Origin of the sequence: Bordetella saccharivorans, assembly GCF_045862855.1 — a bacterium.
GTDB lineage: Bacteria > Pseudomonadota > Gammaproteobacteria > Burkholderiales > Burkholderiaceae_B > Bordetella_A > Bordetella_A petrii_F.
The window spans coordinates 1694830-1718460 of record NZ_BAAFZO010000001.1; the positions used below are offsets into that span (position 1 = coordinate 1694830).

Below are 23631 nucleotides of genomic sequence, written 5' to 3' on the forward strand. Positions count from 1 at the left end.
CGCGGCGCCGGAGAGTCCTATGTACCTGCCCCGCCATTTCGAGGAAACGCGGCCCGCGGCGCTGCATGACCTGATGCGCGCGCGGCCGCTGGCCACGCTGGTCACCGCCGACGGCGCGGGCGGCTTCGAAGCCAACCACATCCCCTTGCACCTGGACGCGACGGCCGGTCCGCAGGGCGTGCTGCGCGGCCATGTGGCGCGCGCCAACCCGCTGTGGCGCGCAGTGGGCGAGGGCGCCCCCGCGCTGGCCATATTCCAGGGCGACGACGCCTATATCTCGCCATCCTGGTACCCGTCCAAGCACGAGCACGGCAAGGCCGTGCCCACCTGGAACTACGCGGTAGTCCACGCCCACGGCAGCTTGCGCGCCATTGACGATGCGGCCTGGCTGCGCGGCCTGCTCGACACGCTGACGGACGCGCACGAATCCGGCTTTGCGCGACCCTGGTCGGTGGCCGACGCGCCGGTCGATTTCGTCGACAAGATGATCGCCGCGGTGGTCGGCATCGAATTGCGCATCGAGCGCCTGACCGGCAAATGGAAGGTCAGCCAGAACCAGCCAGCGGCCAATCGCGCCGGCGCGGCGCAAGGCCTGCGCGAGCGCGGGCGGCCCGACGCCGCCGCCATGGCCCGGCTGGTGGCCGGCTACCCGGACGAGACCTGACCGATGGCGACGCTGCAGACGCTGGGCCTGTTCGCGCTGACCGCGCTGGCCGAGATACTGGGCTGCTATCTACCCTACCTGTGGCTCAAGCAGGGGCATTCGGCCTGGCTGCTGGCGCCGGCGGCCCTGAGCCTGGCCTTGTTCGCCTGGCTGCTGACGCTGCATCCCACGGCTGCCGGCCGAGTCTACGCCGCCTATGGCGGCGTCTATGTCAGCATGGCGCTGCTGTGGCTTTGGGCGGTGGACGGCGTGCGGCCGGCCCCGACCGACTGGGCCGGCGTCGGCCTGTGCCTGGCCGGCATGGCCCTGATCATGGCCGGCCCGCGCCACGGCTGACCGGCGCCGGGCTACTGCACCCGGATGTTGTTCTCGCGGATGACGCGGCGGTTGTTGTCGTAGTCGGCGCGCACCTGGCGGGCGAACTCGGCGCCCGTGCCGGTGCCCGGCTGCATGAAATACTTGTCCAGCATCTGCCGGTACGCCGGGCTGGCCAGCGCCTTGTCCAGCGCCGCCTGCATGGCCTGCGACACATCGGCCGGCACGCCCGCCGGCGCGAACAGGGCGAAATTGGAAAAGTAGCGGATCTCCGGCAGCTTGAGTTCGGCCATGGTCGGCACGTCGGGCCACGGGGCCAGGCGCTGCGGCGCCATCACCGCCAGCGGCGTCAGCGTGCCGGCCTTGACGTGCGGCAGCACGATGTCGGTATTGACCACCAGCAGGTCGACCTGGCCGCCCAGGCCGTCCGAGACCGCCTGGCTGCCGCCGCGGTAGGGCACCTGCAGCATGTCGATGCCCAGCTGCTTGTTCAGTGCCGCCATGCCGATGTGCGCCACCGTGCCCAGGCCCGGCACGCCGAACGTGACCTTGCCGGGATGCTTGCGGGCATGCTCGACCAGTTCGCCGAAGCTCTTGACCGGCAGCGCCTTGGTGGCCAGGATCGCCACCGGCCCCACCGCCACGCTGGCCACCGGCACCAGGTCTTTCATCGGGTCATAGGGCGTCTCGACCAGGTTGGGGAAGATGACCACCGGGCTGGTCGAGGCCAGCAGCAGCGTGGCGCCGTCGGCGCGCGCGCGGGCCACGGCGTCGGCGCCCACGCTGCCGCCCGCGCCGGGCTTGTTCTCGATGATGGTCGCCGTGCCATATTCCTGGCGCAGCACGTCGCCCAGCGCCCGCCCCAGCGTGTCGTTGGTGCCGCCGGCGGTGTAGGGCACCACCAGCGTCAGGGTCTTGCCGGGCCAGGCCGGCTGGGCCTGCACGGCGGGGGCGGCAACCATGGCCGCACAGGCCAGGACATGGACGAATCTCGACAGCACGGCAATTCTGATCATGACGGCTCCGGTTGGAAACGCGGGAAAACCGGCCCGGGCAGGCCCCGGGCCGCGGCACCTGCCGGCTTCAAGCCAGGTATCGCTGTACCAGGCGGATCCAGTACGACGCCCCGACGGGAATCAGGCTGTCGTTGAAGTCATAGCTGGTGTTGTGCAGCATGCATGGACCCAGGCCATGGCCGGCCAGCCGATGCCCGCCGTCGCCGTTGCCCAGGAAGACGTAGCAGCCCGGCTTGGCCTGCAACATGAAAGCGAAGTCTTCCGACGCCATGGCGGGTTCGATCACGCGCGCCTGGTCGGCTCCCGCCACTTCGCGCATGACATCCAGGCAGAAGGCGGTTTCATCCGGGGTGTTCACCAGCGCCGGATAGCGGCGCTCGAAGTAGACATCGGCCTGGCAGCCATGGGCCGCGGCGATCGGCTCGGCCAGTTCGTGCATGCGGCGCTCGATCAGGTCGACGACGGCCTCGCTGTAGGCGCGCACCGAGCCGCCCAGCCAGGCGCTGCCGGGGATGATGTTGGTGACGTCATTGCCGGCCTGCAACTGGGTGATGGATATCACGGCGGCGTCCAGCGGCCGTTTGCTGCGGGTCAGGATGGTCTGCAGCGCCTGGCCGATGGCCAGCACGGCGGGCACCGGGTCGTCGCAGTCCTGCGGGGCGGACGCATGGCCGCCGCGCCCCGTGACGGTGATCTTGAACGCATTGGCGGCCGCCATCATGGGGCCGCTGCAGACGCCGAAGCTGCCGGCCGGCATCCCGGGCCAGTTGTGCATGCCGAACACCGCCTCGCACGGGAAGCGCTCGAACAAACCGTCCTCGATCATGGCGCGGGCGCCCGCGCCGCCGTTTTCTTCGGCCGGCTGGAAGGCAAAGTAGACCGTGCCGTCGAAACCGCCGACCTGCTTCAGATGACGGGCGGCGGCCAGCAGCATGGCGGTATGGCCATCGTGGCCACAGCCGTGCATCTTGCCGTCGTGGCGCGAACGGTGCGGGAAGCGGTTTTCCTCCTGGATGGGCAGAGCGTCCATGTCGGCGCGCAGCAAGATCGCCTTGCGGCTCGTGCCTGCCTTCAGCGCGCCGACCACGCCGGTGCGGCCGATGCCGGTGTGGGTCTCGATGCCCCAGTCACGCAGGCGCTCGGCCACCAGGGCCGCGGTACGATGTTCGTCGTAGGCCAGTTCGGGATGAGCATGAATGTCACGCCGCAGTGCGACAATCTCGTCCAGGTCGGCGAGCTCGATCAAGGCAATTCCCCCTGTGGTGCGACGGGCCCCGGCGGGCCCATCCTGTCAGACATGTTTCATGTGAATTCTGTCATGGTCAGACAAGTTGGCGCGGGTATTTTTGTCAGGGTAAACCCGTGTCCAATTTACGTTTACGTAAACGTAATATTGAGCTTCCGCATTGCCTGGCCCAGCCCGCCGGGCGCATGATGGGCCCGCCCTGCGGGCGCCGCTTGCGCCGCCCGGGTAGGTAAGCGCCCACTATCACGGAGACTGCGATGAACCTTCCCGGCTTGAATTTCAATTTAGGCGAAGACCTGGACATGCTGCGCGACGCCGTGCGCACCTTCGCCCAGGCGGAAATCGCGCCGCGCGCAGCCGAAGTCGACCGCAGCGACCAATTCCCCATGGACCTCTGGCGCAAGTTCGGCGAACTGGGCGTGCTGGGCATGACCGCCAGCGAAGAATACGGCGGCGCCAACCTGGGCTACCTGGCGCACATGGTGGCCATGGAAGAAATCTCCCGCGCCAGCGCCTCCATCGGTCTGTCGTACGGCGCGCATTCCAACCTGTGCGTCAACCAGATCCACCGCAACGGCACGGCCGAGCAGAAGGCCCGCTACCTGCCCAAGCTGATCTCCGGCGAGCACGTGGGCGCACTGGCCATGAGCGAGCCGGGCGCCGGCTCCGACGTGGTCAGCATGAAGCTGCGCGCCGACAAGAAAGGCGACCGCTACGTGCTCAATGGCACCAAGATGTGGATCACCAACGGCCCGGACGCCGACACCCTGGTGGTCTATGCCAAGACCGACCCCGCAGCCCACCAGCGCGGCATCACCGCCTTCCTGGTGGAAAAATCCTTCAAGGGTTTTTCGGTGGCGCAGAAGCTCGACAAGCTGGGCATGCGCGGCAGCCACACCGGCGAACTGGTGTTCCAGGACTGCGAGATCCCCGAGGAAAACGTGCTGGGCCAGGTCAATGGCGGCGTGCGGGTCCTGATGAGCGGGCTCGACTACGAACGCGCGGTGCTGTCGGGCGGGCCGCTGGGCATCATGCAGGCGGTGATGGACGTCGTAGTGCCGTACATCCACGAACGCAAGCAGTTCGGCCAGGCCATCGGCGAATTCCAGCTGATCCAGGGCAAGGTGGCCGACCTGTACACCACCCTGCAGGCCAGCCGGGCTTTCTGCTACGCGGTCGGCAAGAACCTGGACCAGCTCGGCGCGGAACATGTCCGCCAGGTGCGCAAGGATTGCGCCGCGCTCATCCTGTACACCGCCGAGAAAGCCACCTGGATGGCCGGCGAAGGCGTGCAGATCCTCGGCGGCAATGGCTACATCAACGAATATCCCACCGGGCGCCTGTGGCGCGACGCCAAGCTGTACGAGATCGGCGCGGGCACCAGCGAGATCCGCCGCATGCTGATCGGCCGCGAGCTGTTCGCCGAAACCGCCTGACCGCCCGGCCATGATCTACAGCGGCGACGTCCAGCGCATCGAGCAGGCTCCTGCCCCGCAGCCGCAGCCGCTGGCCGTGGCGCGCCAGATCCTGGCCGGGTTCGACCGCCACTATGCGCTGTTCCGCTACAGCGCGCAGCGGGCCAAGTCGCTGTTCGAATCGGGCGACTGGCACGGCATCCAGCAGCTGTCGCGCGAGCGCATCGAATACTACGACATGCGGGTGCGCGAATGCGCCACCCAGCTGCGCGAGGCGCTGCGCGACTCGGCCGCGCCGGCAGGCTCCGCCAGCCTCACCGACAGCCAGACCGCCTTCTGGCAAGAGGTCAAGCAGCAATTCGTGGGGCTGCTGTCCGGGCACCGCCAGCCGGAATGCGCCGAGACCTTCTTCAACTCGGTGTCGTGCCGCATCCTGCACCGCGACTACTTCCACAACGATTTCCTGTTCGTGCGCCCGGCGGTCGCCACCGACTATCTCGACAGCCGCATCCCCTCGTACCGCGTCTACTACCCGCTGACGGAAGGGCTGCGCAAGAGCCTGATCCGCATGGTGGCCGACTTCGGGCTGGCCTCGCCGTATGCCGACCTGCCGCGCGACGCCCGCCTGCTGGCGCGCGCGGCCGTGCGCCAGCTGCGCGCCCAGTGGCCGCGCCACCTGGGCCGCCGGCTCGCGCCGGACTGCCAGGTGCAGGTGCTCGGCTCGCTGTTCTTTCGCAACAAGGGCGCCTACATCGTCGGGCGCCTGATCAACCAGAGCACCGTGCATCCGTTCGCGGTGGCGCTCACGCGCAACGCCGCGGGCCAGGTCGAGCTCGACGCGCTGCTGCTGGGCGCCGACGACCTGAGCACGCTGTTCAGCTTCACGCGCGCGTATTTCCTGGTCGACATGGAAACCCCCGCGGCGGTGGTCAATTTCCTGTCGAGCCTGCTGCCGCGCAAGCCCAAGGCCGAGCTCTACACCATGATCGGCCTGCAGAAGCAGGGCAAGACCCTGTTCTACCGCGATTTCCTCCACCACCTGGCCCATTCGCGCGACGCCTTCGACATCGCGCCCGGCATCAGGGGCATGGTGATGTGCGTGTTCACGCTGCCCTCGTATCCGTACGTGTTCAAGCTCATCAAGGACCGCATCGACAAGGACGGCATCGACCACGCCACGGTGCGGCGCAAGTACCAGATGGTGAAGCTGCACGACCGGGTGGGCCGCATGGCCGACACCTGGGAATACTCGCAAGTCGCGCTGCCGCGCGCGCGCTTCGCGCCCGGCCTGCTGGACGAACTGCGCGAGCGCGTCCCCAGCCTGCTCGAGGAAGACGGCGACACCGTGGTCATCCGCCACGTGTACATCGAGCGCCGCATGACGCCGCTGAACCTGTACCTGCAGCATGCGCCCGAGCCGCTGCTGGACCAGGCCGTGCGCGAGTACGGCGACGCCATCCGCCAGCTCGCCACCGCCAATATCTTCCCTGGCGACATGCTGTACAAGAACTTCGGCGTCACCCGCCTGGGCCGCGTGGTGTTCTACGACTACGACGAAATCCAACGCATGACCGAGATGCAGTTCCGCCGCATCCCGCCCGCACCCAACGAAGAAGCCGAAATGGCCAGCGAACCCTGGTATGCGGTCGGGCCCAACGACGTTTTCCCCGAAGAATTCGGCCGTTTCCTGCTGGGCGACCCGCGCGTGCGCCGGGCCTTTCTGCGGCACCACGCCGACCTGCTGCAGCCCGAGTGGTGGCAGGCCTGCCGCGCCCATGTGGCGCAGGGCCGGATCGAGGAATTTTTCCCTTACGATAAAGACAGGCGGCTGCGCCACGACAGCGCCCCGCAACGCGCTACCGCGCCGTGACAGTTCCCGTCCGATTTTCAGGAGTCAATCATGTCTGATCCCATCGTCATCGTTTCCGTCGCCCGTACCCCCATGGGAGGCATGCTGGGCAGCCTGTCCGGCCTGGCCGCCCACGAGCTGGGCGCGGTCGCCATCAAGGCGGCTGTCGAGCGCGCCGGCCTGCAGCCGGACCAGGTCGACGAAGTCATCATGGGCAACGTGCTGCAGGCCGGCCAGGGCCAGGCGCCGGCCCGCCAGGCCGCGCTCGGCGCGGGCCTGCCGCTGGGCGTATCGTGCACCACCATCCACAAGGTATGCGGCTCCGGCCTGAAGGCGGCCATGTTCGGCCACGACCTGCTGGCCGCGGGCTCGGCGCGGGTGGTGGTGGCCGGCGGCCAGGAGAGCATGAGCAACGCCCCCTACCTGCTGCTCAAGGGGCGCCAGGGCTACCGCTACGGCCACAGCACGGTCTACGACCACATGGCCCTGGACGGCCTGGAAGACGCCTACGACCGCGGCAAGGCCATGGGCGTGTTCGCCGAAGACTGCGCCGCCAAGTACAGCTTCACGCGCGAACAGCAGGACGCCTTCTCGCTGGAATCGCTGCGCCGCGCCCGCGCGGCCAGCGAAGACGGCAGCTTCAAATGGGAAATCGCGCCGGTCACCGTGGCCGGCCGCAAGGGCGATACCGTGGTGGACACCGACGAGGCGCCCACCAAGGCCATGCCCGAGAAGATTCCCACCCTGAAGCCCGCCTTCAAGAAAGACGGCACCGTCACCGCGGCCAACTCGTCGTCCATTTCCGACGGCGCCGCCGCCATGGTGCTGATGCGCGCTTCCACTGCCGAAGAACTGGGCGTCAAGCCGCTGGCGCGCATTGTCGCCCACAGCCAGCATTCGCAAGAGCCTGGCTGGTTCACCACGGCGCCGGTGGGCGCGCTGAAGAACCTGTTCGCCAAGACCGGCTGGAAAGCCGAGGACGTCGACCTGTACGAGATCAACGAAGCCTTCGCCGTGGTGACCATGGCCGCCATGACCGACTTCAAGCTGCCGCACGAGAAAGTCAACGTGCATGGCGGCGCCACGGCCCTGGGCCACCCCATCGGCGCCTCGGGCGCCCGCCTGATGGCCACGCTGGTCGGCGCGCTGCGCAAGACCGGCGGCAAGCGCGGCGTGGCCACGCTGTGCATCGGCGGCGGCGAAGCCGTGGCCATGGCGATCGAGATGATGTAACCCCCCGGCGTGTCTGGCTCCCGCAGGGCGCCAGACACCCACCGGATCTGATTTGCACCGCAATGCACATGCCTCGGTGTCAGGCACCCTTCGGGAGCCTGACACCTGCAAAACCCGCGCAGGGAAAATAATGCCCACCTTAGAATCCCGCATCAATGTGCGCTCGCAAGAGTACGCCAACAATGCCCGCGCCATGCAAGCGCAACTGGACGACCTGGCCCGCCAGTTGGCGCAGGCGGCGCTGGGCGGCAGCGAGGCGGCGCGCGCCAAGCACGTGGCGCGCGGCAAGCTGCTGCCGCGCGACCGCGTCGAGCGGCTGATTGACCCGGGCAGCCCCTTCCTGGAGCTTTCCCCGCTGGCGGCCCATGGCATGTACGACGGCGAAGCGCCGGGGGCCGGCGTCATCACCGGCATCGGGCGCATCGCCGGCACGGAATGCGTCATTGTCTGCAACGACGCGACCGTCAAGGGCGGCACCTACTACCCCATGACCGTCAAGAAGCACCTGCGCGCGCAGGAGATCGCCGCGCAGAACCGCCTGCCGTGCGTGTACCTGGTGGATTCCGGCGGCGCCAACCTGCCGCGCCAGGATGAAGTCTTCCCAGACCGCGACCATTTCGGACGCATCTTCTACAACCAGGCAGTGATGTCGGCGCAGGGCATCGCGCAGATCGCGGTGGTGATGGGGTCGTGCACGGCGGGTGGCGCCTATGTGCCCGCCATGAGCGACGAGTCCATCATCGTGCGCAACCAGGGCACCATCTTCCTGGGCGGCCCGCCGCTGGTCAAGGCGGCCACCGGCGAGGAAGTCAGCGCCGAGGACCTGGGCGGCGGCGACGTGCACACGCGCCTGTCCGGCGTGGCCGACCACCTGGCCGCCAACGACCTGCATGCCCTGCAGCTGGCGCGCAATGCGGTGGCGCGCCTGAACCGCCAGAAACCCGCGCCGCTGGCGCTGGCGCCGGTGCGCGAACCGCGCTACGACCCGGCCGAGCTCAACGGCATCATCCCGGCCGATACGCGCAAGCCGTACGATGTGCGCGAGATCATCGCGCGCATTGTCGACGGCTCCGAGTTCGACGAATTCAAGGCGCGTTTCGGCACCACGCTGGTCACCGGCTTCGCGCACATCCACGGCATGCCGGTGGGCATCGTGGCCAACAACGGCATCCTGTTTTCCGAATCGGCCCAGAAGGGGGCGCACTTCATCGAGCTGTGCGCGCAGCGCAAGATCCCGCTGGTGTTCCTGCAGAACATCACCGGCTTCATGGTGGGCCGCAAGTACGAGAACGAGGGCATCGCGCGCCACGGCGCCAAGATGGTCACGGCGGTGGCCACCGCCAACGTGCCGAAGTTCACGGTGCTGATCGGCGGCTCGTTCGGCGCCGGCAACTACGGCATGTGCGGCCGCGCCTATTCGCCGCGCCTGCTGTTCATGTGGCCCAACGCGCGCATCTCCGTGATGGGCGGCGAGCAGGCCGCCAGCGTGCTGGCCACGGTGCGGCGCGACGGCATCCAGGCCAAGGGCGGCCAGTGGTCGGCCGAAGAAGAAGAGGCGTTCAAGGCCCCCATCCGCGCCCAGTACGAGCGCGAAGGGCATCCGTACTACGCGACCGCGCGCCTGTGGGACGACGGCATCATCGCGCCGGCCGATACGCGCCGGGTGCTGGGCCTGGCGCTGTCGGCCGCGCTCAACGCCCCCATCGAGGACACCCGCTTCGGCGTGTTCCGGATGTAGCCCCCGGCCAGGGGCCAGCGCTGGCGGACCGGCGAAGCCGGATCCGCGCGCCCCGACAAGGTTGCTGCAAAGCCGCAGCATCGCTGAAGTTAACGAAGCATTCCGACTGGATGACGCCAATGTTCGACACCCTGCTGATCGCCAACCGCGGCGAAATCGCCTGCCGCGTCGCCGCCACCGCCCGCCGCCTGGGCATCCGCACCGTGGCGGTGTATTCCGATGCCGACGCCGGCGCGCGCCATGTCGCCGCCTGCGACGTGGCCGTGCATATCGGCGGCCCCGAGCCGCGCGCCAGCTACCTGCGCGGCGAGGCCATCCTGGAAGCGGCGCGCGCCACCGGGGCGCAGGCCATCCATCCGGGCTACGGCTTCCTGTCCGAGAACGAGGCCTTTGCCCAGGCCGCCGCCGATGCTGGCATCGCCTTCGTCGGGCCGCCGGCGTCCGCCATTGCCGCCATGGGCAGCAAATCGGCCGCCAAGGCGCTCATGGAGAAAGCCGGCGTCCCGCTGGTGCCCGGCTACCATGGCGACAACCAGGATCCGCAATTCCTCAAGTCGCAGGCCGACGCCATCGGCTACCCGGTGCTGATCAAGGCCAGCGCCGGCGGCGGCGGCAAGGGCATGCGGGTGGTCGAGTCGGCCGGCGCCTTCCTCGATGCGCTGGCCTCCTGCCAGCGCGAGGCCGCCTCCAGCTTCGGCGACGATCGCGTGCTGATCGAACGCTACCTGCAGAAGCCGCGCCACATCGAGATCCAGGTATTCGCCGATACGCATGGCAATTGCGTCTACCTGTTCGAACGCGACTGCTCGGTGCAGCGGCGCCACCAGAAGGTCATCGAAGAAGCGCCCGCGCCCGGCATGACGCCCGAGCGGCGCCGCGCCATGGGCGAGGCGGCGGTGGCGGCGGCGCGCGCGGTCGGCTACGTGGGCGCCGGCACGGTGGAATTCATCGCCGAGCCCGACGGCCGCTTCTACTTCATGGAAATGAACACGCGCCTGCAGGTCGAGCACCCGGTCACCGAGATGATCACCGGCCACGACCTGGTGGAATGGCAGTTGCGCGTAGCCGCCGGCCAGCCGCTGCCCGCCGCGCAGGAAGACCTGCGCCTCGACGGCCATGCCATCGAGGCGCGCATCTATGCCGAAAACCCCGACAAGGGCTTCCTGCCTTCCATCGGCACCCTGGCCTACCTGGAACTGCCGCCGCACACGGCGTTCGCCAACGGCGACGTGCGGGTGGACGGCGGCGTGCGCATGGGCGACGCCATCACGCCCTATTACGATCCCATGATCGCCAAGCTGATCGTGCGCGGCGCCGACCGCGACCAGGCACGCGCGCGGATGATCCAGGCCCTGGCCCACACCCACGCGGTGGGCGTGCAGACCAACGTGGCCTTCCTGACGCGGCTGATGCAGGACGCGGCCTTCGCCGCCGCCGACCTGGACACCGGCCTGATCGAGCGCCAGCGCCAGACCCTGCTGCCGCCGCCGGCACCGGCCGATGCCGCGACGCTGGCGCTGGCCACGGCGGCGGTGCTGGTGCGGCAGGGCCTGGCGCAATCGGCCGGCCAGGCGGGCCGGCCCGCCGTCGACCCCTGGGACACGCGCGACGGCTGGCGCCTGGGCGGCCGATATACACAGGCCGTGCAGTGGCTCGACCAGGACACCTTGCGCGAAGTCGCCGTGGCGCGCGACGGCCAGGCCTGGACCCTGGCCTGCGACGGCCAATCCCGGCCGTTCTCGTGGCGCGCCCAGCCGGGCGCCAACCCCAACCTGGCCTACGGCCTGCGCATCGCGCTGGGCGGCCACGAAAGCACCGGCACGGTGGTGTTGCACGGCGACAAAGCCTATGTGTTCCGCGCCGGCCGCACGCAGGTGCTGGGCCTGCACGACGCGCTCGCGCACGCGCAGGACGCCCAGGGCGACCATGCCGGCGGGCTGACCGCCCCCATGCCGGGCAAGATCATCTCGATCGCCGTGCAGGCCGGCGACAGCGTTTCCAAGGGCCAGCCCCTGCTGGTCATGGAAGCCATGAAAATGGAGCACACCATCTCGGCGCCGGCCGACGGCAAGGTGCGGGAAATGTTCTACGCCGTGGGCGATCAGGTGGCGGAAGGGGCGGAGCTGGTGGCGATCGACTAGCCCGCCCGGACCTCAGCGGCACGACCGTTCGAAGAAGGCCAGCACTTGCTCGCCCAGCCATTGCTCGGGAGTGTTGAAATGCGCCATGATGGACACATGGTTGTGGTCCGGCAGGGCGACGTGCACCGGCGCCGTGCCGCGGGCCTTGCCTAGCGCCAGGGCAAATTCGAGGCCATACAGGTCCAGCAGCGGGTTTTCGTATTCGGCATTGGCCACCATCACGGGCATGCCGGCGCGGGCGGCATGCGTCAGCGGCGAACAGGCCGCATGACGGGCCGGATCCGGGCCAAAATACGCCGCGACGCCCGCGGCGTTGGGATTCACCGCCGACGTATCCGCCTGCAGCCGGGCGGATACCAGGACGGCGCAACGCGCATCGATGGGCAGGGGATCGTCCAGCGCATTGCACACCAGTGTGGCTACATGGGTGCCGCCGGCCGAATGGCCAATGATGCAGAGCCGGTCCGGATCGCCCCCCAAAGAACGCACATGGCGGGAGATCCATCGACATGCCGCCGAGACATCGGCCGCGCCGCCCGGGTACGGCGCCTCCGGCGCGAGCCGGTATTCGATATTGACGCCGACGCATCCCTGCCGCGCGAACCAGGTCAGTACGTTGCCGTACATCTCCGCATTGATGTTCTTCGCTCCCCTGACGAAAGCCCCGCCATGGACGAACGCCACGACTGGCGCGCGTCGCGCTCCCGAGGGACTATGGACATCCAGCACTTGGCGCGGGTGGCCGCCATAGGCCAGGTCGCGCACGACATCGATACCGGCTCGCGGAGCACCCGCCAGCAAAGGCAAGTAGAGTGCCTTGGTCTCGTCCCCCGCCGCGCGTATGTCCGCTTGCCATCGCGCACCGATCTCGCGCAGGCGGCGGGTCACAAACTCAGGACGCATCGTGTTGGCCCCGCCGGCTCAAGTGGCTGCCGGGAGAAAGGCGGTGCCTTCGATTTCGACCAGCCATTCCGGACGGGCCAGCGCCTGCACGACCACCAGCGTGGAGGCGGGCCGGGCCTCGCCGATGAACGAAGCGCGCACTGGGCCGAACAGCGGCACATCGGCCTGCCGGGTCAGGAACGTGCTGACCTTGACCAGATGGCGGACCTGCATTCCGGCGGATGACAATACTGCCACCAGGTTCGCCCAGGCTTGCCACGCCTGGGCTTCGAAGCCATCTGGCAGCCGGCCGTCCGGCTCGACGCCGACCTGGCCGGCGATGTGCAGCCAGGTCCCCGGGCCTTCGGAAGCGATAGCCATGCTATAGGGGCCCAGGGGCGGGGCAGCGTCGGCGGCGACAATGATCCGATTCGGCATAGGGCGGCTCGCTCACTGGATGCTGTCGTCGATTTCGGGCACGCGGGGAATCTCGACCCCATATGCGCCCACGTCTTCGCGGATCTGGTTCAGCCCTTTCCGGATAATGCCCATTTCTTCCTCTGGATGCGTCGCACCGAGGCCGTGCTCCGCCGCCAGGGCGCGATTGCGGCCGGATCTCGCCCGCTCGTCGGCGGGAAGGTTGACAACGGCATAGACGCCATTGAGCAGGCTGCCCCTGAGTTTTTTTGCAACCTTTTCGCCGATCGTGCGCTTCTCCTGCGTCGGCAGTTCGGCAAAGAAGCGGCGCATGATGATGCGACCGAACTGGATGTGGCGGGCCTCGTCCCGAAGAATCAGCCGGCACGCCTCGCGGATCGAGGCGAACCGCGCATTTTCATAGCGCGCCTGGAGCAGCTCGCCGGAAAGCTGCTCGAACAGTGTATTGACCGACAAGCCCGCATAGAAGCTCATGGCCTTCTCGTCAGACTCGTCGTGAAAGCGCGGAATGATGTCCTTGAAATAGTCGGCCCGCGGCGTCGCCTCATAGCCGCTCAAATGCTCGGCGATGCGGAAGCTGGCTTCATGATGGCGGAACTCTTCCGCGATGAAATTGGTGATGTGCTGCTTGACCTCGAAGGGCTGGTGAGAAAAGATGGCTTCGCGCAGGCGCTCGGCCCCGTATGGCGTGGCGCCGTGCTCCATCCAGGCGCGCAGGCTCCACCATTCGGCGCCGGCTGAACGCACCTCGGCCGGCAGCTCGGCCTCTTTGATATCCGAATAGTCGATATCCGTCACCGGATCCCAGGCAAGCTCGCGTGCCTGCATGCACAGGCGCCAGACCTCGGGGTATTCGACATCAGCCACGACCGGATAGGGATTGGGAACCTGCGGAATTTCCTCAAGCAAGGACGGTTGCATCGGGTTGATCCTCGAGTGGGAACAGAGAACGGATGCGTCGGGCAGTACTCATCGCTTTCTGTCCGTGGGTGAAGAAGCCATCGGAGCCACCCATCCTAGGTCCGTGCCCCTGATACATCCAATACTATTTACATGGCCACGTGATTCGTGCTAGATATTGCCAACCCGGGTCGCCAGTGTGGTGCCGCTATGCTCGAACTTCGGTTGGTGCGCCAGTTTGTTGTCATCGCCGAGGAGCTGAATTTCCGGCGGGCGGCCGAGCGGCTGCACATGTCGCAGCCGCCGCTGTCCACGGCGATGCAGAATCTCGAAGCGGAGATCGGCACGCCACTGCTCGACCGCAGCAAGCACCATGTACGGCTGACGCCGGCGGGCCAGGTCTTCTATAGCGACGCGGTGCGGCTGCTGCAGTTTGTCGAGCAGGCGCGGCAACGCGCCCGCCGCACAGGCAGCGGCCTCGAAGGCAGCTTGCGCCTGTCCTTCGTCCCCAGTGCGGCCCTCGATGTCCTGCCCGGCATCTTCAAGCGCTTCCAGGCCGCTTACCCGACCGTGCAACTGACGTTGACGGCGGAGACGACGCGGCGGCAACTGGAAGACCTTCACAACGGACACACCGATCTGGCGCTGCTTGTCGGCCCGGTCTATGACTCGCGAGGGCTGGAACTGGTCGCGCTGCAACCGCAGCATTTCGTGATCGCGGTTCCGCTCGGACACCCGTTGGCCGCCCGCCGGAAAGTGCGCATGAAGGAACTGGCCGGGGAAGCGTTCGTTTCGTTCCCGGCCGCCGAAGGCACCGGCTTCGCCAGCGCGCTACTGGGGGCCTGCCAGGCAGCCGGCTTCATGCCGAGAGTCGTGCAAGAAGCCTCGCAGATGCAAGCCATCTTGACCTTGGTCGCGGGCGGCCTGGGCGTAGCGCTGGTGCCGTCCGCCATGCGGCGCCTGCAAATGCGGGACGTGTGCTTCGTCGACATCGCCGCGGCGAAGCATCCTCCCGCCTATCAGCTGGTATTCGCGTATGCCGGCAGGAATGACAATCCGGTCATCCACGCCTTCCTGGCGAGCGCCTTGGACGCATCCCATATACCGGCCAGCTAGACAGCACGGCGAGACCGCGCAAAAGCTCGGCACAACCGGCAAAACACCGGGTGTGATTCGTCCGGCGTATCAGCAGCCGCCCCGAACGGTATTAGACAAGCCGGGAGTAACTTGGGAGCATTTGACGCAAATCAGGATCGCCTAGCGGCGGAATGCCACCCATGAGGGATGAATCGCATGAACCAACTGCGCCGAGTGATTGCATCCGCGACCGCCTGTCTATTGCCGATGGCGGCGGCCTGTATCCTGTTGGCGAGCGGCCCGGGCCAGGCCGTGGCGCAGGCCTTTCCCACCCGTCCCGTGACACTGGTGGTGCCCTACCCGGCAGGTGGCTCCGCCGACATTCTCGCGCGCGCCGTAGGACAGAAACTGGGCGAAAGGCTGGGCCAGCCGGTCGTGGTCGAGAACAAGGGTGGCGCCGGCACGGCGATCGGAGCCCGGTTCGTGGCAGAGGCTCCGGCCGACGGCTACACCCTGCTATTGGGCACGGTCAGCTCGCATGCCATCAACCCGGCCATCAACAAGGTCGGCTACGACCCTCTCCACAGCTTCGTGCTGGTAGCCCCTGTAGCGGCGACGCCTTTCGTGCTCGTGACGCCTCCCGCCTCGCCATTCAAGACGCTCTCCGATGTCATCGACGCGGCAAGGCGCCAGCCGGAAACGCTCGACTATGCATCGGCCGGCCCGGGCACATCCAATCACCTGGCGGGAGAAATGCTGGCCAGCGCCACCGGGATCCGGCTGGTGCATGTGCCCTACCGGGGCAGCGCGCCCGCGCTGGTGGACGTCATGGCGGGCCATATCCCGCTGATGTTCGACCTGCAAACCACGTCGATTCCCAATATTCGCCAAGGAAAGCTGCGCGCGCTCGCGGTTACCGGCCTGCAGCGCAGCGCGCTGCTGCCCGAAGTGCCGACCGTGGCAGAAAGCGGCATACCGGGCTTCGAGGTCAGCGCCTGGTTCGCGGTATTCGCGCCGGTCAACGTCCCGTCCCAGGCGCTGACGCGCCTGCGGGACGAAATGTCCGCCATCATGCATTCAGAAGACCTGGCGCAGCAGCTGCGCCAGATCGGCGCCGAACCGGATCAGCGGTCTGCCGGCGAGTTCGCGGCCTATGTCGAAGAAGAAGTCAAAAAGTACACCGCCGTCGTGAAGGCCGCCGGCCTGGCGCCACGTTGAACGCCGGGCAGCGCCCGGGCGGCCCTCCCTTCCAGAGAGAGGCGTCCCCCGGCAGCCTGGCCATCGGCAATTGCGGCAAGGCCCTGGCCAGCGCTGTGTTACGTTTAGAACTCGAGGTGCCGGACGCATTGGCACCCCTGCTGCGCGGGCCGAAGGCCGACCTGGGGGGAGTGGATGTTCGAGGACTTGAAGTCGAAGACGGTATTGATCACCGGCGCCTACAGCGGCCTGGGGCGGCATTTCGCCGGCGTGCTGTCGCAGGCCGGCATGCGCGTGGCGCTGTGCGGCCGCCGCGTTGAACTGGGCGAGCAAGTGGCCGCCGGCATCCGGCAGGCGGGCGGCATGGCCTGCGCCGTGAAGATGGATGTCACCGACGCGGACAGCGTGCGGGCCGCCGTCGACGCCGCTGCCGCGGAGCTGGGCCCCATCGATGTGGTGCTCAACAACGCCGGCATCGCCCTCAGCGAGCCCGCGCTGGACATTTCCGAACCGGCCTGGACCGGCCTGATCGACGTCAACCTCAACGGCGCCTGGCGGGTGGCGCAGGCCAGCGCCGCGCATTTCCGCGCCCACGCCAGGCCGGGCGTCATCATCAACATCGCCTCCATCCTGGGCCAGCGCGTGGCCTCGCACGTGGCGCCCTATGCGGCCGCCAAGGCCGGCCTGCTGCACCTGACGCGCGCCCTGGCACTGGAATGGGCGCGCCACGACATCCGCGTCAATGCACTGGCGCCGGGCTACATCGCCACCGACCTGAACCGCGAATTCTTCGCCTCGCCGGCCGGCGAGGCGCTGATCAAGCGCGTACCGCAGCGCCGCCTGGGCCAGCCGCGCGACCTGGACGGCCCGCTGCTGCTGCTGGCGTCGGACGCCTCGGCGTTCATGACCGGCTCGGTGATCGACGTCGACGGCGGCCACCTCGTCAGTTCGTTGTGAAGCAACCGCATACTGCCGTCCCTGCCCAAGGGCGGCGCTGAGCATGGAGACTGTGGATGGATTTTTCGCTGCCCCCCGAACTCGAGGACTACCGCGCGCGCGTGCGCCGCTTCGTCGATGCGGAGCTGATCCCGCTGGAGGCCGACCGGGCCAATTATGACGACCATGAAAACATCGACGAGGCGGCACTGCAGGCGGTACGCGCCAAAGTGCGCGAAGCCGGGCTGTGGGCCCTGCAGATGCCGCGCGAACGCGGCGGGCAGGGCCTGCCCATGGTGGGCCTGGCCGCCTGCTATGAAGAGATGAACCGCTCGATCTTCGGGCCGGTGGCGTTCAACGCCGCGGCCCCCGACGATGGCAATATGCGCGTGCTGGCGCAGGTGGCGCGCCCCGACCAGAAAGACCGCTGGCTGCAGCCGATCATCGATGGCCGGGTCCGGTCGTCGTTCGTCATGACCGAGCCGCATCCCGGCAGCGGCTCGGATCCGTCCATGATGCGCACCACGGCCACCCGGCAGGGCGACAAGTGGATCATCAACGGCCGCAAGTGGTTCATTACCGGCGCCGGCGTGGCGCAGCATTTCATCCTGATCGCACGCACTTCGGACGACGCGCGCAAGGGCCTCAGCGCGTTCCTGTTCGACGCCGGCCAGCCGGGCTGGCGCATCGAGCGCCGCATCCCCATCATGGGTCCGGAAGAGCATGGCGGACATTGCGAGCTGGTGTTCGACGGCCTGGAGATTCCGGACGAGAACCGCCTGATGGAAATCGGCGACGGCCTGAAGCTCACGCAAATCCGCCTGGGACCGGCGCGGCTGACACACTGCATGCGCTGGCTGGGACTGGCGCGCCGCGCCATGGCGATCGCGGTCGATTACGTCGGGCAGCGCAGCAGCTTCGGCCAGAAGCTGGCCGAGCGCGAGGGCGTGCAGTGGCTGCTGGGCGACGCGGCCATGCAGATCGAGATCGGCCGGCTGCTGACCATGCGCGCGGCCGCCCGGCTGGACCAGGGCGACTACGCGCGCAAGGAAATCTCCATGGCCAAGATCGTGGTTTCGGAAACCTTGCACAAGGCTGTCGACACGGCCCTGCAGCTCAACGGCGCGCGCGGCTATTCGAAAGACACGCCGCTGGAGTGGATCTACCGCTACGCCCGCCAAGCGCGGCTGGTGGACGGCGCCTCGGAAGTGCACAAGATGGTGCTGGCGCGCTACCTGGTGGACGAAGGCGACGCCTACTGGCGCTGGGACGAGGCCGACGCCCCGCGCAAGGCCCTGGTATGAGCGCGGCCGCGCAGCCGGACTGGCTGGCCGCGCTGGCGGCGTACCTGGCGCAGCGGGGGCTGGCCGACGCCGCCAGCCTGCGCGCCCGTCCGCTGGCCGGCGGGCAATCCAACCCGACCTTCCTGCTCGAAGACGCGACCGGGCGCCGCGTGCTGCGCAAGCAGCCGCCCGGCGCGCTGCTGCCCTCGGCCCATGCCGTGGACCGCGAATACCGCGTGATGGCCGCGCTGGCCGACACGGCGGTGCCGGTGCCGCGCATGCTGCACTATTGCGATGACCGGACCATCATCGGCACGCCGTTCTACCTGATGAGCTATGCGCAGGGGCGCGTCTTCATGGACCCTGCGCTGCCAGGCCTGGCAGCGCCCGAACGCGGCGCCATCTATGCCGAGGCGGGCCGCGTGCTGGCCGCGCTGCATGCGGTCGTGCCGGACCGCCTCGGCCTGGCCGACTACGGCCGCGCGGGCGATTACTTTGCCCGCCAGGTGGCGCGCTGGACCCGGCAGTACCGCGACACCGCGACGGGCCGCATCGACGCCATGGATGCCCTGATCGACTGGCTGCCCCGCCACCTGCCGGCGGACGACGGCCGCGTCTGCCTGGTACACGGCGACTACCGCATCGACAACCTGGTGTTCGACCCGGCGGCGCCGCGCGCCATCGCACTGCTCGACTGGGAGCTGTCCACCCTGGGCCACCCGCTGGCCGACCTGGCCTACCACTGCATGTGCTGGCGCATTCCGCCCAGCCTATGGCGCGGCATCGCCGGGCTGGACTTGCAAGCGCTGGGCATTCCCGGCGAAGACGAGTTCGTGGCCGCCTATTGTCGCGCGCGCGGCATGGAGGCTCCGGCCGACTGGGACTTCTACCTGGCCTACAGCTTCTTCCGCATCGCCGCCATCCTGCAGGGCGTTTACGCGCGCGCCCAGGCCGGCAATGCCGCCGCGCACGACGCGCGCGAGATGGGTGCGCGCGTCGCGCCGCTCGCCGAACTGGGGTGGCAGGCCGCCAGCCGCGAGACGACGCGGCGCAATGCACCCGCGAGGCCATGATGACAAGCACCGCAACCGACGACGCGCTGCCGCGCAATAGCGCCAACCATCTTGCACTGACGCCGCTGGGCTTTCTGCAATGGGCCGCCGACGTCTACCCGCGGCGCCCCGCCCTGGTGCACGGCGCCCGCAGCCAGGACTGGCGCACGACCCGCGAACGCTGCGCGCGGATGGCGGCGGGGCTGCGGGCGTGGGGCGTGGGACGCGGCGACGTGGTGGCGGTGCTGGCGCCCAACGTGCCCGCGCTGTACGAGGCGCATTTCGGCGTGCCGATGTCCGGCGCGGTGCTCAACGCGCTGAATACGCGCCTGGATGCCGCCACGCTGGCGTTCATCCTGGAGCACGGCCGCGCCGCCGTGCTGTTGTACGACAGCGAATACGCCGGGCTGGTGCGCGAGGTGCTGGCCCGGCTGGCGTCGCCGCCGCGCACGGTGCGCATCGAGGACAGCGAGTACGGCGGCCCGCATGGCGACCTGGGCGACGCCGAGTACGAGGCATGGCTGGCGGCGCAGCCGCCCGATGCGCCATGGCAATGGCCCGAGGACGAATGGCAGGGCATTTGCCTGAACTACACCTCGGGCACTACCGGCAACCCCAAGGGCGTGGTGTATCACCATCGCGGCGCGTATCTCAACGCCACCGGCAACGTGCTGACCTGCGGCATGCCGCCGCACGCCGTGTACTTGTGGACGCTGCCGATGTTCCACTGCAACGGCTGGTGCTTCCCATGGACCCTGGCGGCGCTGGCGGGCACCAGCGTGTGCCTGCGGCGGGTCGAGCCGGCGGCGATCTTCGACGCCATCCGCCGCCACCAGGTGCAGTTCTTCTGCGCCGCGCCGGTGGTCTTGAACATGTTGATCAATGCCCCGGCCGAACAGCAGTATCGCGCTACGCACCGCGTGCAGGCGCTGACCGGCGGCGCCGCGCCGCCCGCCGCCGTGATCGAGGCCATGGAGCAGCTGGGCGTCGGCGTGACGCACCTGTACGGCCTGACCGAGACCTATGGCCCCTCGATCAGTTGCGCATGGCACGATGAATGGGACACGCTGCCGCTGGCCGAGCGCGCCGCGCTCAAGGCGCGCATCGGCGTGCGCAAGCTCAATGTCGAGCAGGTCGAAGTCATGGACGAACAGATGCGGCCGGTGCCGCGCGACGGCGCCACCATGGGCGAAATCATGCTGCGCGGCAATACGCTCATGAAGGGCTACCTGCGCAATCCGGCCGCCACGGCGCAAGCCTTCGCGGGCGGCTGGTTCCATTCCGGCGACCTGGGCGTGGTGCACGCCGACGGCTACATCGAGATCAAGGACCGCGCCAAGGACATCATCATTTCCGGCGGCGAGAACATTTCCACGGTAGAGGTCGAGAGCGTGCTGTACCGCCATCCGGACGTGCTGGAAGCCGCCGTGGTGGCCCGGCCGGACGCGGTCTGGGGCGAGACGCCGTGCGCCTTCGTCACCCTGAAGCCCGGGACCCGCTGCACGGCCGCCGAGCTGATCGAGCATTGCCGCGCGCACCTGGCCCGCTTCAAGGTGCCGCGCACCATCGTCTTCGGGGCCTTGCCCAAGACCGCCACGGGCAAGGTGCAGAAGTTCCTGCTGCGCAGCCAGGCCGCCGCCCTGGATGAGGCCGGCGCGGGCGGCGGCTAGATTCGCTTGCGCGGCGGCGCCGCGACCAATGAGGTGTTTGACGCCCCCAGATGTAGGAAGGTGTCAGACACCCTTGTATCTTGGGCGCAGTGGTGATTAGCTATCCCCACTAGCGGATCTGGTGAGCTTGTTCAGACACCGAAGGCTTGAGACTTTCTCCTACAGATTAAGCGCCGGATCCTCCCTCTGAGAGCCGACTGGACACTGGACGGTAGCGAAGGGCTTGGAGCCCCTGGATGTACAAGGCAAGTGGGCGCAGTGGGCTTGGAGGCAGCGTCAATAGGAGTCCAAGTCTATGTTTTTTCTGGGAATTGATGTTTCAAAGGCGAAGCTGGATTGCGCGCTGTTGAGCGCCGAAGGGACCAAGCGCAAGACCAAGGTGGTGCCCAATACGGCGGCCGGGGTGCGGCTGTTGCTGGGTTGGTGCGCCAAGCAGGGCGCGCAGCCCGAGCAGTTGCATGCCGTGCTTGAGCCGACCGGGCCGTATCACGAGCAGGCCGGCACGGCGCTGCACGATGCGGGGGTGACGGTGTCGATGATCAACCCGGCGCAGGCTCGCGATTTTGCGGGTGCGCTGGCGGTGCGCTCGAAGACCGATGGAATCGATAGCTACGTGCTGGCACGCTATGGCCAGGTGCTGCGTCCGTCGGCCTGGCAGGCTGCGCCGCTGCACGCGCGGCAGTTGCGCGCGCTGCTGGCTCGGCGCGAGGCGCTGGTTCAGGATTTGCAGCGAGAACTCAACCGCCAGGAGAAGGCCCAGTTCGGCCGCTCGCCGCAACTGGTGACGGGCTCGATCAGCGAGAGCGTGGCGTTCTTGCGCGAGCAGCTCAAGCGCCTGGAGCGTGCGATCGACGACCATATCGATCGTCATCCGGACCTGAAAGAAGATCGCGAGCTGTTGACCAGCATCCCGGCCATCGGCCCGCAAACAGGCAATGCCATCCTGTCGATCATGCACAACCGGCGTATCGACTCGCCAGGGGCGTTGGCCGCTTACCTGGGTGTGGTGCCGGTGCAGCGCCAGTCCGGGACCAGCCTGTGCGGCCGAGCGCGGCTGTCCAAGGCCGGCCCGGCTCAGGTGCGGGCCATTCTCTACATGGCTGCCATCGTGGCCGTGCGGCGTAATCCGCACGTGCAGCAGCTCTATGCCCGCTTGCTCAAGGCCGGCAAAAGCAAGATGGCCGCGCTGGGCGCGGCCATGCGAAAGCTCACTCACTTGTGCTTCGGCGTGCTCAAAAACCGCACCCCCTACCGCAGTGACTACGCTTTAAATGCTTGACTGCCGAGACGGTATCTGTGGGTGTCTGACACCTGTTCAATGCCTGCAATGATAGTGTCGTGAGGTGTCAGACACCCAGAGGGTGTCTGACACGTTTCCCCTGTGCTCAACTCTTGCGCAGCGCGCCGATCACGCCATCGAGCTGGGCCAGCATCTGCTCGATTTCCTGGGCTGTGACGTTCAGCGCCGGCATGAAGCGCAGCAGGTTGCCACGCGGCGCGTTCAGCAGCAGGCCTTGCGGCGACAGCTTGCGCGCGGCCTCGACGATGGCGGGGCCGTCCTCGCGGTCGAGCACCAGGGCGCGCAGCAGGCCCATGCCGCGCTCGCCGCCCATGTTCCATTTGGCCGACAGCGCCAGCAGGCCTTCGGACAGCTGCTTAGCGCGCTCGCGCACCGTGTCCATGAAGCCCGGCGCGGTCAGCGTGTCGAACACCGCCACGCCCACCGCCGCCATCAACGGATTGCCGTTGTAGGTGCCGCCCTGGTCGCCGTGGGCGAACACGCAGACGTCCTGGCGCGCCAGCAGCGCCGCCAGCGGCACGCCGCCGCCGATACCCTTGGCCAGGGTCATGATGTCGGGCACCACGTCGAACTGCTGGTAGGCGAACAGCGAGCCGGTGCGGCCCATGCCGGTCTGGACTTCGTCGACGATCAGCAGCAGGCCGTGCTCGTCGGCCAGCTTGCGCAGGCCCTGCATGAACTCGCGCGTGGCGGGCATGACGCCGGCCTCGCCCTGCACGGGCTCGAGCATGATGGCCACGGTCTGGGCATCGATCAGCGCCCGCACGGAATCCAGGTCGTTGAGTTCAGCCTTGGGAAAGCCCTCGACCTGCGGCGCGAACATCGTGTCCCAGCCCGGCTTGCCCGAGGCCGACATGGTGGCCAGGGTGCGGCCGTGGAAGCCATGGTTCATGGTGATGATCTTGTACGCGCCGTTGCGCTTGACGCGGCCCCACTTGCGCGCCAGCTTGATGGCGCCTTCGTTGGCCTCGGCGCCGCTGTTGGCGAAGAACACGCGGTCGAAGCAGGACGCGCCGGTCAGGCGCAGCGACAGGTCGATGGACGGCTGGTTGTAGAAAGCCGGCGACGGGTTCATCAGCTTGTCGGCCTGCTCGAGCAGGGCGCGCTTCATTTCGGGCGCGCAGTGGCCCAGCGTGTTGACCGCCCAGCCCTGCACGAAATCCAGGTATCGCTTGCCGGCATGGTCCTCGAGCCACGAGCCCTGGCCTCGCACGAACACCAGGTCCGGGCGGGAGGTGATCTCCATGAGGGCGTTGACGTTGAACTGGCTGAATTCCAT

Annotated in this window: 20 protein-coding genes; 14 read left to right on the top strand and 6 right to left on the bottom strand. The window is 68.1% G+C overall.

What is annotated here, in order from left to right:
• Positions 1-19: 19 nt before the first annotated feature.
• Together ACKTT0_RS08155 and ACKTT0_RS08160 are read left to right on the top strand one after the other, a co-directional pair.
• Entirely contained in the window at positions 20-664 is a 645-nt protein-coding gene (locus ACKTT0_RS08155) for an FMN-binding negative transcriptional regulator (protein ID WP_407849441.1), read from the top strand.
• A gap of 3 nt (positions 665-667) precedes the next feature.
• Positions 668-1000, top strand: coding sequence for a YnfA family protein (locus ACKTT0_RS08160; RefSeq protein ID WP_407849442.1), 333 nt, complete (start codon positions 668-670; stop codon positions 998-1000).
• An 11-nt stretch (positions 1001-1011) separates the two neighbouring features.
• Here ACKTT0_RS08160 and ACKTT0_RS08165 read toward each other — a convergent pair whose 3' ends face one another.
• Entirely contained in the window at positions 1012-1995 is a 984-nt protein-coding gene (locus tag ACKTT0_RS08165; protein ID WP_407849443.1) for a tripartite tricarboxylate transporter substrate binding protein, read from the bottom strand.
• Between the two features lie 67 nt (positions 1996-2062).
• Positions 2063-3241 carry a M20 aminoacylase family protein gene (locus tag ACKTT0_RS08170; RefSeq protein ID WP_407849444.1) on the bottom strand — a complete coding sequence of 393 codons (1179 nt, stop codon included), beginning with the start codon at positions 3239-3241 and terminating at the stop codon, positions 2063-2065.
• Between the two features lie 257 nt (positions 3242-3498).
• Between ACKTT0_RS08170 and ACKTT0_RS08175 the strand changes: the two genes are divergently transcribed.
• From ACKTT0_RS08175 to ACKTT0_RS08195, 5 genes are all read left to right on the top strand, one after another.
• The gene (locus ACKTT0_RS08175) at positions 3499-4677 is read left to right on the top strand and encodes an isovaleryl-CoA dehydrogenase (RefSeq protein ID WP_094805446.1); all 1179 of its coding nucleotides are present in this window, start codon (positions 3499-3501) and stop codon (positions 4675-4677) included.
• Positions 4678-4687: 10 nt separating this feature from the next.
• Positions 4688-6526 carry a bifunctional isocitrate dehydrogenase kinase/phosphatase gene (gene aceK, locus ACKTT0_RS08180; protein ID WP_407849445.1) on the top strand — a complete coding sequence of 613 codons (1839 nt, stop codon included), beginning with the start codon at positions 4688-4690 and terminating at the stop codon, positions 6524-6526.
• 30 nt (positions 6527-6556) lie between these two features.
• A complete protein-coding gene (locus ACKTT0_RS08185) occupies positions 6557-7738 on the top strand; it encodes an acetyl-CoA C-acetyltransferase (protein ID WP_407849446.1) in 1182 nt (393 codons plus the stop codon).
• Between the two features lie 130 nt (positions 7739-7868).
• Positions 7869-9476 (top strand): carboxyl transferase domain-containing protein, encoded by a 1608-nt coding sequence (locus tag ACKTT0_RS08190; RefSeq protein ID WP_407849447.1) that lies wholly within the window; start codon positions 7869-7871, stop codon positions 9474-9476.
• A 119-nt stretch (positions 9477-9595) separates the two neighbouring features.
• Positions 9596-11617 carry an acetyl/propionyl/methylcrotonyl-CoA carboxylase subunit alpha gene (locus tag ACKTT0_RS08195; protein ID WP_407849448.1) on the top strand — a complete coding sequence of 674 codons (2022 nt, stop codon included), beginning with the start codon at positions 9596-9598 and terminating at the stop codon, positions 11615-11617.
• Between the two features lie 12 nt (positions 11618-11629).
• On the opposite strand, the gene ACKTT0_RS08200 is transcribed toward ACKTT0_RS08195, so the two are convergent.
• From ACKTT0_RS08200 to ACKTT0_RS08210, 3 genes are read right to left on the bottom strand one after another with little or no spacing between them, the layout of a single operon-like run.
• Positions 11630-12520, bottom strand: coding sequence for an alpha/beta hydrolase (locus tag ACKTT0_RS08200; protein WP_407849449.1), 891 nt, complete (start codon positions 12518-12520; stop codon positions 11630-11632).
• A gap of 18 nt (positions 12521-12538) precedes the next feature.
• The gene (locus tag ACKTT0_RS08205; protein WP_407849450.1) at positions 12539-12937 is read right to left on the bottom strand and encodes a RidA family protein; all 399 of its coding nucleotides are present in this window, start codon (positions 12935-12937) and stop codon (positions 12539-12541) included.
• 12 nt (positions 12938-12949) lie between these two features.
• The gene (locus ACKTT0_RS08210) at positions 12950-13858 is read right to left on the bottom strand and encodes a ferritin family protein (RefSeq protein ID WP_407849451.1); all 909 of its coding nucleotides are present in this window, start codon (positions 13856-13858) and stop codon (positions 12950-12952) included.
• A gap of 189 nt (positions 13859-14047) precedes the next feature.
• On the opposite strand from ACKTT0_RS08210, the gene ACKTT0_RS08215 reads away from it, so the two are divergent.
• The 7 genes from ACKTT0_RS08215 (at position 14048) to ACKTT0_RS08245 (ending at position 22331) form a co-directional block, all read left to right on the top strand.
• The gene (locus ACKTT0_RS08215) at positions 14048-14953 is read left to right on the top strand and encodes a LysR family transcriptional regulator (protein ID WP_407849452.1); all 906 of its coding nucleotides are present in this window, start codon (positions 14048-14050) and stop codon (positions 14951-14953) included.
• 177 nt (positions 14954-15130) lie between these two features.
• Entirely contained in the window at positions 15131-16132 is a 1002-nt protein-coding gene (locus tag ACKTT0_RS08220) for a Bug family tripartite tricarboxylate transporter substrate binding protein (protein ID WP_407849453.1), read from the top strand.
• Positions 16133-16306: 174 nt separating this feature from the next.
• Positions 16307-17068 carry an SDR family NAD(P)-dependent oxidoreductase gene (locus ACKTT0_RS08225; protein ID WP_407849454.1) on the top strand — a complete coding sequence of 254 codons (762 nt, stop codon included), beginning with the start codon at positions 16307-16309 and terminating at the stop codon, positions 17066-17068.
• A gap of 56 nt (positions 17069-17124) precedes the next feature.
• Entirely contained in the window at positions 17125-18351 is a 1227-nt protein-coding gene (locus ACKTT0_RS08230; RefSeq protein WP_407849455.1) for an acyl-CoA dehydrogenase family protein, read from the top strand.
• Positions 18348-19403, top strand: a complete 1056-nt coding sequence (locus tag ACKTT0_RS08235; RefSeq protein WP_407849456.1) for a phosphotransferase — start codon at positions 18348-18350, stop codon at positions 19401-19403. The genes ACKTT0_RS08230 and ACKTT0_RS08235 overlap by 4 nt, the downstream gene beginning before the upstream one ends.
• Positions 19403-21052, top strand: coding sequence for an acyl-CoA synthetase (locus ACKTT0_RS08240; protein ID WP_407852395.1), 1650 nt, complete (start codon positions 19403-19405; stop codon positions 21050-21052). The genes ACKTT0_RS08235 and ACKTT0_RS08240 overlap by 1 nt, the downstream gene beginning before the upstream one ends.
• Positions 21053-21347: 295 nt before the next feature.
• Entirely contained in the window at positions 21348-22331 is a 984-nt protein-coding gene (locus ACKTT0_RS08245; RefSeq protein WP_407849457.1) for an IS110 family RNA-guided transposase, read from the top strand.
• A 106-nt stretch (positions 22332-22437) separates the two neighbouring features.
• Here the strand turns inward: ACKTT0_RS08245 and ACKTT0_RS08250 are convergent, their stop codons facing one another.
• Entirely contained in the window at positions 22438-23631 is a 1194-nt protein-coding gene (locus tag ACKTT0_RS08250; RefSeq protein ID WP_407849458.1) for an acetylornithine transaminase, read from the bottom strand.